Source organism: Paracoccus sp. (in: a-proteobacteria), from assembly GCF_032007265.1.
Lineage (GTDB): Bacteria > Pseudomonadota > Alphaproteobacteria > Rhodobacterales > Rhodobacteraceae > Paracoccus.
In genome coordinates this window covers 1-9,211 of sequence record NZ_DALZMB010000130.1, presented here as the reverse complement: position 1 = coordinate 9,211, position 9,211 = coordinate 1, and the positions used below count along the sequence as shown (strand labels likewise).

Below are 9,211 nucleotides of genomic sequence, written 5' to 3'. Positions count from 1 at the left end.
AGTCCGTCCGGGGAAAGGGGAGCCTTGGCCATCAGCCGAATTGTGCAACAGAGCCACAGCCTGAGCATCAGCGTGCCCACTGTTCGGCAACGCCAGAACAGCGCAATTCATAAGCTCGGTGCTAAGAATTCACACAACGCTCTTAGTCTGGCCGTGTCCTACCAGCTCGTCTGAGGCTGCCCGAAAGATGGCATATATGACTTGTCTATATCAGATTTGATACATTTTTAAGTTAACCTCTTTGCACGCTGCATAGGAGGTGGCACAGCAGAGTGCATGTACAGTGAGGACACAAACATGACCCAAAGCGCTGATAGATTGCGGGCACGGCCGCTCCACCTGTCCAGCCAAGACGGGCTCTGGATCTATGAGTGGAACAATGGTGACGTAGGTAAACTGATTGTGCCAAACGGCTTCAGTTTCGACCCGCAAGCATCTCGTCCCATCTACCTTGCGGGAGCAGTATCTGGATCCTGAGCTGCTGCCTCGTCCTCAGCTACACTTGTTTGTCTGCTTGAAATGGAAGACGTTAAGGCGTATCAAGATTATATCGTGTTTAGTATGGTATAATCATGAGCAATGCGTTCGTCCATTTCGCTACATCAATAATCGTAGGCGCTACAGCTTTTCCGATTTCAGTAACGACTGCGAACGCCTATCCGATCGATTGCGCGATCCTACTCTGTCTTGCAGGTGGGTTTCCCGCCTCGGGAGAATGTTCCGCCGCGCGGGCCGAATTCATCCGCCGTGTCACACCCTGGCCGATCGAGCCGCCCTTGCAGATTTGGCGCTGCCCTATGGGCGGCGGCCTGCCCGCGAGTCCGAGCGCGGGTGCAGATATTAATGTATCGGGGCGAGAATTCGACTTCGTCCGTTCTGTGCAGGTCTATTCCGTCGACTATAGCGCCTTCAGCGGCAGTACCGGCGACGGCAGCAGAGATGTGTGCCACGTCAACCGAAGCCGGAATACCCTTGGTGAATATGGGGCGAATGGCGAGTTCACCCAGTCCCACATCAGCGTTGCGCAAGTGCCCGCGTGGACCGGCTTCGATCTGCCTGCCGGTCAGACCTGCGAGGCTGAAGGACGCTGGCGCGGCGTGTCCATCGGCTACGAAACAGTCTCGGAAGGAAATGTCAGAAGTTTCCGGACGGAAACTTTCCGCTACTGAACCTTGTGGGTCCTTGCCGATGACTACACAAAGAATTGCCCGCAGGCCATTCGTGCCGTAGGGTTTTCAGCTAAAGCCACAGGGAGGCCAGATGAGCAGAATCACGAAGATGTAGGAAAAAGAAAACCCCCGCGCGGGGTCCGCGAGGGGGGCTTGGATAACACAGGCCGGCAAGCCTGAGTCCGCTTAATCGTTAAGGACTAGTTAGCCCGAGCTCTCCGAAAAAAGCAAGCCGAAAAACGCATTTGTGCGAACGAGATCGGTATTTCTGGACCCTGTGCCTCACATCATGAGGAGCAGTGACATGACCATTCTACAAGCCGCAAGCCGCGGCCGATTTTTTCAAACCGCTGGTGCGATCTTGACCGGCTACAATCGGCGTACCCCCAATCCTGTCCGCCGCCAATCACACCTTGTGGGAAGCTGCGAACAAGGCTTCTGGTCGCGGTGTAGCCGCGCCGAAGTTCAGCAGATCCTTTTGGCAGCACGGCGCTACGAACTGGCGGGCCGCCAGCGCGGGCAACGCAATGGTCCGCTCGGCGCGATCGCCCTGGAGGTTCTGGCACTCATGGCAAATCTTGTGCGCTACAAGTCCGGCCAGCTGGAGCCCTCGCTTGCCTATCTCATGACAACCCTCAAGCGTTCGAAGGATGCCATCGTGCGCGCATTGGCCGCCTTGAGGGCGCATGGCTTTCTCGATTGGCTGCGTCGCTTCACGCCAGTCGAGGGTGAAGGTAAGGGCCCCCAGATCCGCCAGACCAGCAATGCATATCGTCTGTCACTGCCCGCCGCCGCAGCTGTGTTGCTTACCCATTGGCTTGGCAGTCCTGCCATTCCCGATGACCTTCTGACTGCCGAGCTAGACCGCAAAACCAAATACAAAGATCAAATCAGCTCACTAAGCTGCACGGAATTTGTCGGTCTCGTTACCGGCGCCCCTGCCCCGTCCCCAGAACAAGATGCCTTTCACCGCGCACTCATGCGTAGCGCACAAAATCACCAGCAAATGCGCGAGTCCGCCTAGCAGTCAGAATACCAATCTCATCATTAATCTTATGGGTCAGCCCATGGCACAGATTAGGATAAAGCTATGACCAAGCCTGAAAGGCTCGCGCGAGCTGGAAGGTCCATTTGCTTGGGAACAAGCAGGTTGCAATCGTATGCCCCAAGAGGCTTATGTTTAGCTCTTTTTGTGACGGCTATCGGCTGTTTTCCATTTGGTGCGCCTTACGCACAAACAGTCAGCCCGGAAACAATTTGCCTGCCACCACAAGAGCCTTTCGTTCCAACAAGTGACGATGACCTTAAAGTCTACGCAGATATGGTTTCAGACGACTTCGAGCGATACTTCGCCCAATTAACCGCTTATTTTTCTTGTATGGACGACACGCGACAAGCCGTCTTCGATCGCGCACGTTTGGTTTCCCAAGATCATCAGACATTTTGGCAGCGGGCAAACGCGCTAGGGGTGGCTGAAAAAGCTGCGCGGCCTCTTAGCGAGGTCAATGAATGAGAACCCGCTGTTTATTCGTCCTGTTCCTGGCCATACTTTCAATAGACGTGTTTGCTCCCGCAGGAGCGGAAAGTGTCCTTTCCGGGCAAGCGTCCATCATTGATGGCGACACAATCGAGATTCATGGCAGCCGCATCAGATTACGGCGTATAGATGCCCCCGAAGCCGCCCAGATCTGTAATGACCAGCAGGATCGGCCCTGGCGCTGTGGTCAGCAAGCCGCATTGGCTCTGGACCAGTTTATTGGACGGCGTGTCGTACATTGTCGAGAGCTTGGAACAGACAAATACAGACGCACATTGGCGAGCTGCCGCGTCGGGCGGGTCGATCTTGGGGAATGGTTGGTGCGAGAGGGATGGGCCATCTCTTATCTCGATCACAAGGGCCTCTACAGCGAAGCCCAGAGCAGTGCCAAATCCGGAAAGCGCGGTATATGGTTAGGCAGGTTCAAGCAGCCTTCCGAATGGCGAAAGGACAGAAAGCAGAGGTCGGGATTTCAGCGAACCGGAGGCTAAAATCACGCAAGACGGTAACGCTACCGACCCACTTCTAGTCCGGTTTTTGCCTATTTAATCCCGATTATATGCATGATTTGTGGAATAATAACCTAAAGCGCCGTCCATCACATTTGGCGTCGAAAAATCGTTTTTTGGTCTTTGCCCAAGGCCATTTTTCAAGGAGCCGGATCATGTGGCGGGTTTCCAAGATGCAGCGTGAAGCGGCGGAAGCTGCCTGGCTGGAGCAGCAAGCAGAGGAGCGCCCCAAAGAAGAAAAAAGGCAAGCCGATAAGGCCGCGAAGAAGAAAACCTACCCTTCCGAGTGGGACGTAAAAGTTGAGGCGTGGGAGCGAGCTGGGATTTAGTGGCTGAGGTCCGGAGAAAAACTCCTTGGACCAAGATATGACTATGAAATGGAACTCGGACGAGTCGGGCGGTTCTATTCCATAGAGAGACGACTGCCATACGAAAACTTCAATGCTTTCGGTGTGATCCTCTACGCGACTGGCCACACGATTGCCCTACACGGGCTATTAGCGCTTGTGCTCTCTCTGGTTGCTCTGATCGCCGGTCTTCCCCTTTGGCTATGCGTCGCGACCAGCCTTGTTTATGTTGCTTGGCGATTTCGCCAGCGCAGAGTGTGGATCTTGAACAAACGGGGGGGAGCGGACGGGTTGCGCGCGGGAGGCGTGCCATTGCAAGGGGTCGTACATGACACATGGTAATCGTCCGTATTTCGTGAAGCCCGCCTACCGGACTGCCAAGGGGGAGGCAAAGCTCGCGATCTACTATCAAGCCGAACCCAGAACCTTTCCTGATGGGAAGGTCATCAAGCCCAAGGCTGTCCCCCTCGTAATCGCAGCGAACTATCTGGATGATCCCGAGACCGTCCTTAACGCTATGGCTGCTATTCTCAACGGGCAAGGATAACGGGCGGACCAGGTAAGCCTTGCCCGGTGCCCTTCCTCTAAGAGCCACGCAATCCGAAGCAGCTCCAAACGGCGTAATCCACCATTTGCAATCTTCACCGCACGATCCCATGCTATGATCAGCATGTCGCCTTTGGGGTGATCCTTGGCCGCGCATCTGAGCGCCAATCCCACATCGGCGTCTAGGCGAACATCATCCACCCCTGCCCGATCGGCCGCCCTGGACAGCACCTCAAGCGCGTCCGTCAGCGCCTCGCGTTCTGCGATCTGCTCGGATCATGCGCCGCCGAAGGCCACATTGCGCAATTGCTCTTTCTTGTCCATTTTGGCTCTTGCAAATATTGGAACAAAGGTAGAACATTTGAGGCTAAAGACCAGCCCACAGGTTTAGTACTATGACTCCCTTTCGCGTCGCATATCTGGACATGAACTCGTTCTTTGCGAGCGTCGAGCAGCAGATCGATCCGGCTTTGCGCGGCAAGCCTGTCGCGATTACCGCTGTCGATTCCGAGGCGGGTGCTTGCGTTGCCGCCAGCTATGAGGCCAAAGCGTTTGGGATCAAAACCGGCACCCGCGTTGCCGATGCCCGCCGCCTCTGCCCCGGTATCATCTTTCGGCCCTCAAGGCATCGGCTCTATGTCCGCTATAACCTCGCGGTTGCCGACGTGCTGGACCGCTACGCCGAACTGACCCACATCCGTTCTGTCGATGAGTTTCAGCTCGCCCTCTCGGGCGAGGCCCGGACACTCGACGGCGCCCGTTCTCTCGCGATGCGACACAAATCGGCAGTCGGCAAAGAGGTTGGTAGCAAAGATCAGAAAGTTTTGCCTCTGACGAGAGAAAAAGCTGCCTAAAAGCAGTTGCGCAAAATTCAGATCTGAAGTCGGGATTGCCTTTTTGGCCAGAAAAGTTTGCTTCTCATAGACCGCACCTTAGTTTCCAGGCTGATTTTATCCTGTCCGGCGAAGTGTAGGCTCCGAGGCCGAGATCGACGCAAAGAGCCCATTGCGGTCATTCAACTTGACCACACAGTGCTGGATGAGGTGTATTCGTGGGGCTTTTCCGCCCGTCATGCTCACGTCATGGATCAGACACTAAGCCGGATCGACCGTCCAATGTGGAAGATGGTCTTCTTGCGCCAGCGAAGGCTTGTGACCACCTAAACCGAGACTGACACATGATGCTTCAATCTAAAGGCACTCCCATCGAGGTGTTTGGTGCCTTTCTCAAGCTGGGCCTGATCTCTTTCGGTGGGCCAATCGCACACTTGGGATACTTCCGCGACGAGATTGTCACACGGAGGCGCTGGCTTTCTGAAACTGACTATGCGGACCTAGTGGCTCTGTGCCAGTTCATGCCTGGCCCTGCCTCATCTCAAGTTGGCTTTGCACTGGGAATGATGCGCGCTGGTTGGCTGGGCGCACTCGCGGCCTTCGTGGCCTTTACCTTGCCGTCTGCACTGATCCTGCTCGCATTTGCACTAACTGCTTCGTCTTTGTCTGGCCCTATCGGAACCGGCGCTCTGCATGGCCTAAAGGTCGTAGCCGTCGCCATTGTCGCGCAAGCAGTCTGGGGCATGACGCGCAACCTGTGCCCTGACCGTGAGAGAGCAACTATAGCGGTGATTGCAGTCGCCATGCTCGCATTCCTTCCCGGTGCAGTTGGCATGATGGGCGCAATTGCAATGGGTGGATCGGCAGGCTTGGTGTTGAGCCGTGGAACTGGCAGCCCTGTGGGCGGGAACATCAAAGTGCCTGTTACAAAAGGTCAGGCTGGCATGGCGTTGGTGGCTTTCACGGTGCTTCTGATGGGGTTGCCTATGTTGGCGGGACTGTCCCAATGGTGGGCGCTTCTGGACAGCTTCTATCGCGCAGGTTCACTTGTCTTCGGAGGGGGGCATGTCGTTCTGCCTCTGCTGGAGGCGGAGGTTGTTGCTTCGGGCTGGGTGACGCCCGATCAGTTCCTTGCAGGCTACGGCGCAACACAGGCTGTGCCCGGCCCGCTCTTCACCTTCGCGGCCTATCTCGGCGCGATTCGAGGGCCAGAGCCGAATGGCGTTGTTGGTTCCACGCTCGCCTTGCTGGCTGTATTCCTGCCAGGCTTCCTGCTTCTTGTTGCAGTGCTACCTTTCTGGGACGGCCTTCGGGCGAAGCCGCAGGCACAATCTGCAATGCAGGGCGCAAATGCCGCTGTTGTAGGCATCCTGGGTGCTGCGCTCTATTCGCCCGTATTCACTAGTGCGATTGGAAACATGCGAGACTTCGCCCTCGCTTTGGCATGTTTCGTTGCGCTGGTGCTGTGGAGAGCAGCGCCTTGGTTAGTTGTGCTGATCGGCGCGATTGGTGGAGTGGCGCTTTCGCTACTGTGATAGCCCCCCGCCCCGCAGCTAAGACGGACGCAATGCGCCTAATGCCCGCTTAGTCCGCATAGCAGACGCCATGCCTACAGCACAGTGGTCAACTTTACTTGACGATTGGAAGAGTTGCCTGACAGGCTCGGCCGTCAGGCACAGAAAACCTTCGCTTCAAAAAGTAATAGTTTCTGAAATCCGACTGAAAAGGCACTGTCTGCTGAAGATATTGCAAGCCCGCTCCGCGCCCGCTCATTGGTACATACGCGAAAAGGATGATATGCCGCTCTGGCGGAGGCGCTTTCATGACTAACACTACATCTCGAACCAGATGGCGCGTGCTGATCCCGGCAACCCTGAGCCTGACGGTATTCATTTTCATCGCCATTTTGGCCTCTCCCCTGCATGAGTTGATGGGTGAGCGGCTGAAGGTTATCTTGACCACCGACCTGATCCGGCAAGTCGCCGGCTCGCTCTCGCTGTTTGCCGGGGCGCGGCTGATAATGCTGTTTCTGCGTCAGCGGCTGCAGATCCGCAACAAGGGCCAACGCCCGGTTCCGAAGGTGGTCTTGGATGTCCTCAGCACGGTGATCTACACGCTGGTCGCTATTGTCAGCCTGTCGCTGTTCCTGCGTGATGACCTCTCGGGCCTGTTGACGGGATCAGGGTTGGTACTGGCGGTTCTCGGCTTTGCCATCCGCAACGTCGTGGCAGACGTATTCTCGGGCCTCGCCCTCAGTATCGAGGCACCGTTCCGGATCGCCGACTGGGTTCAGATCGACACTTTGGGCCGAGGTCGTGTTGTCGAGATCGGCTGGCGGACCTCGCGCCTGGTCACAAGGGACAGCACCTACATCATTCTGCCAAACAGCCAGATTTCACGGCAGAAGATAACCAATTTCAGTGCACCGCGCGAGGAGTATCGTGACGCGATCGAGATGACCCTTCCGGCCGAAATCTCGGTCAGCGATGCACGGAACCTGATTAAGCTGGCGCTGCGCGGAGTCAGATCCCTGATCGCGGACCGAAAGACCGACATTCACGTCCTGCGTTACAGCCCGCAGGGCATAACCTATCAGGTGAAATATTGGGTCCCCCGACATGATCGTGAAACGGATTGTCGCAACGAGGTTTTCATTGCCATCGACCGCGTCCTTCGGGAGCGGGGCATCCGAATCGCGATGGCCCCACCAAGCCCATTACCGGAAGTCGACGCAAAGGAGGAGCCTGCTAGCGACTGAACCGACAATGTTCCCGTGGGTCGACAGAGTAGCCCGAGTTCCTCAGTTTCTATTTCTGCCTTGTGCCGCGAACCTCTACAATCCGCTTCGCAGGACAATCATGGTGCAGCCTAGGCTGACACCCATGCTGCGCCTGAAAATGGCAGCTCAGTCCGCAAAGCATACCGTGGCCGTGCTGGCCTCGATGAAAGTCAGTGCTGGTGCTGGATGAAGCTATGCGATGATCTTGCTGACTGTCAGCAAGCAGGCTGTGGCAAGCCGTCGTTTGGGGCCGCCTGACATCATCAGCACTGGAGTATCGTAAGCGCGTGTTTGGGACGGTATTTGTGGCGTCTGCCGCCAGCTCTGCTGACGCCACCGGGCTTTAGCTGCGGCCGGCTGCACCGGCCTTCGCCCCAGCCAGTCAGGTCGATGCAGCCGGCTGCGGCTAATGCCTGTCTGTCTCGTGATCCGAGCCAGCCTTTCATCATCCGGTCCTGCCTGCCCTGCCCGTCTCGGCCCTGCGGGTGACAATCCCTGACGCAAGAAGATCTGATGCAGCCTGCGCATGGCGCGTGCCGGGTTATTCCAATGGTCGTGACCGGGGATCGACGCGGGCTTTGCCCGCGCTCACTCCGCTCCCAGCGACATTTCATTTCCTTGTTTGTCCGCCCAACAGACCTGCCCCGGACGGTCAATAGGCGAGCGCCGCGCGTCCCGCGCGTCGTCGTCGAGGCGGGCCGTGTCCTCGCGCTTTGCGCTGCCGGCCGCTCCACCCCGCCTTTCCGACCTTTGACAGTCCGGGTAGATTCTCGCTCTGCTCTACCGCTCATCGGCGCGAAAAGTGAGCAGCCTCAGCACCGCTGTTCGCTGAAATATGCCTCAACGGCCACGCAAATTTGCCTCAAATCGGCAGCAATGCGGACGAAGCAGTCACGCGAAATCCAGACGCATCAGAGCCTCGTCATGGAATACGCCATCGATGTGTAGTGCGTTCTTGTCCACTGCCTGAATAGCCCCATGCTTCGTGGACGCCTTCTTTGCTAATTTTGAGGCAAGGAGGCCATGATGGGCACAGGCACTTTCAGCGACGACTTCAAGCGCGACGCGGTCGCGCAGATCACCGAGCGGGGTTACCCCGTCAGCGAGGTTTCGGAACGGCTCGGGGTAAGCAAGCACTCGCTCTATGCCTGGAAGCGCAAGTTTGCGAAGACGGCATCAGTCGAGACCGCGAAGGATGCCGAGATCCGCACGTTGAAGCGGGAGCTGGCACGGGTTTGCGAGGAGCGTGACATCCTAAAAAAAGCCACCGCGTATTTCGCCAGGGATGCAAAGTGAGATACGCGTTCGTGGCCGAGCATCGGGGGCAGTTTTCCGTTCGCGCCATGTGCCGGTGTCTGCGTATCCAGCCGAGCGGGTTCTACGCGGGGCTGAAGACACCGCTGAGCCGGCAGACCGAACTGCTGCAGAAGGCTTGAGCCGAGAGCGGCAAGGTCTATGGCTACCGCAAGCTGCATGACGATCTGGTCGAAC

At 57.0% G+C, this 9,211-nt stretch carries 9 protein-coding genes and 1 pseudogene; all 10 read left to right on the top strand.

Translation table 11 applies throughout. The features are described from left to right. Positions 1–572 precede the first annotated feature (572 nt). A complete protein-coding gene (locus tag RTS12_RS18500; RefSeq protein ID WP_312531142.1) occupies positions 573–1,169 on the top strand; it encodes a hypothetical protein in 597 nt (198 codons plus the stop codon). Positions 1,170–1,473: 304 nt separating this feature from the next. Beyond that, entirely contained in the window at positions 1,474–2,193 is a 720-nt protein-coding gene (locus RTS12_RS18495; protein WP_312531140.1) for a helix-turn-helix domain-containing protein, read from the top strand. A gap of 66 nt (positions 2,194–2,259) precedes the next feature. Continuing rightward, complete coding sequence (locus tag RTS12_RS18490) at positions 2,260–2,682, top strand: hypothetical protein (RefSeq protein ID WP_312531138.1); 423 nt, start codon at positions 2,260–2,262, stop codon at positions 2,680–2,682. Further along, a complete protein-coding gene (locus RTS12_RS20825; protein WP_409455713.1) occupies positions 2,679–3,197 on the top strand; it encodes a thermonuclease family protein in 519 nt (172 codons plus the stop codon). The genes RTS12_RS18490 and RTS12_RS20825 overlap by 4 nt, the downstream gene beginning before the upstream one ends. 173 nt (positions 3,198–3,370) lie before the next feature. Next, entirely contained in the window at positions 3,371–3,544 is a 174-nt protein-coding gene (locus RTS12_RS18480) for a hypothetical protein (protein WP_312531134.1), read from the top strand. Between the two features lie 346 nt (positions 3,545–3,890). Beyond that, complete coding sequence (locus tag RTS12_RS18475; protein WP_312531133.1) at positions 3,891–4,109, top strand: hypothetical protein; 219 nt, start codon at positions 3,891–3,893, stop codon at positions 4,107–4,109. Positions 4,110–4,503: 394 nt separating this feature from the next. After that, positions 4,504–4,962 carry a hypothetical protein gene (locus RTS12_RS18470; protein ID WP_312531132.1) on the top strand — a complete coding sequence of 153 codons (459 nt, stop codon included), beginning with the start codon at positions 4,504–4,506 and terminating at the stop codon, positions 4,960–4,962. A 326-nt stretch (positions 4,963–5,288) separates the two neighbouring features. Further along, positions 5,289–6,476 carry a chromate efflux transporter gene (gene chrA, locus RTS12_RS18465; protein WP_312531144.1) on the top strand — a complete coding sequence of 396 codons (1,188 nt, stop codon included), beginning with the start codon at positions 5,289–5,291 and terminating at the stop codon, positions 6,474–6,476. A gap of 287 nt (positions 6,477–6,763) precedes the next feature. Beyond that, complete coding sequence (locus RTS12_RS18460; protein WP_312531130.1) at positions 6,764–7,699, top strand: mechanosensitive ion channel family protein; 936 nt, start codon at positions 6,764–6,766, stop codon at positions 7,697–7,699. A gap of 1,047 nt (positions 7,700–8,746) precedes the next feature. Continuing rightward, positions 8,747–9,153 (top strand): annotated as a pseudogene (locus tag RTS12_RS18455) (transposase); the annotation flags it as partial. Positions 9,154–9,211: the final 58 nt, after the last annotated feature.

Coding starts and splice junctions, on each gene's coding strand:
- RTS12_RS18500 (WP_312531142.1), top strand. CDS start 573: ATGAGCAATGCGTTCGTCCATTTCGCTACATCAATAATCGTAGGCGCT.
- RTS12_RS18495 (WP_312531140.1), top strand. CDS start 1,474: ATGACCATTCTACAAGCCGCAAGCCGCGGCCGATTTTTTCAAACCGCT.
- RTS12_RS18490 (WP_312531138.1), top strand. CDS start 2,260: ATGACCAAGCCTGAAAGGCTCGCGCGAGCTGGAAGGTCCATTTGCTTG.
- RTS12_RS20825 (WP_409455713.1), top strand. CDS start 2,679: ATGAGAACCCGCTGTTTATTCGTCCTGTTCCTGGCCATACTTTCAATA.
- RTS12_RS18480 (WP_312531134.1), top strand. CDS start 3,371: ATGTGGCGGGTTTCCAAGATGCAGCGTGAAGCGGCGGAAGCTGCCTGG.
- RTS12_RS18475 (WP_312531133.1), top strand. CDS start 3,891: ATGACACATGGTAATCGTCCGTATTTCGTGAAGCCCGCCTACCGGACT.
- RTS12_RS18470 (WP_312531132.1), top strand. CDS start 4,504: ATGACTCCCTTTCGCGTCGCATATCTGGACATGAACTCGTTCTTTGCG.
- chrA (WP_312531144.1), top strand. CDS start 5,289: ATGCTTCAATCTAAAGGCACTCCCATCGAGGTGTTTGGTGCCTTTCTC.
- RTS12_RS18460 (WP_312531130.1), top strand. CDS start 6,764: ATGACTAACACTACATCTCGAACCAGATGGCGCGTGCTGATCCCGGCA.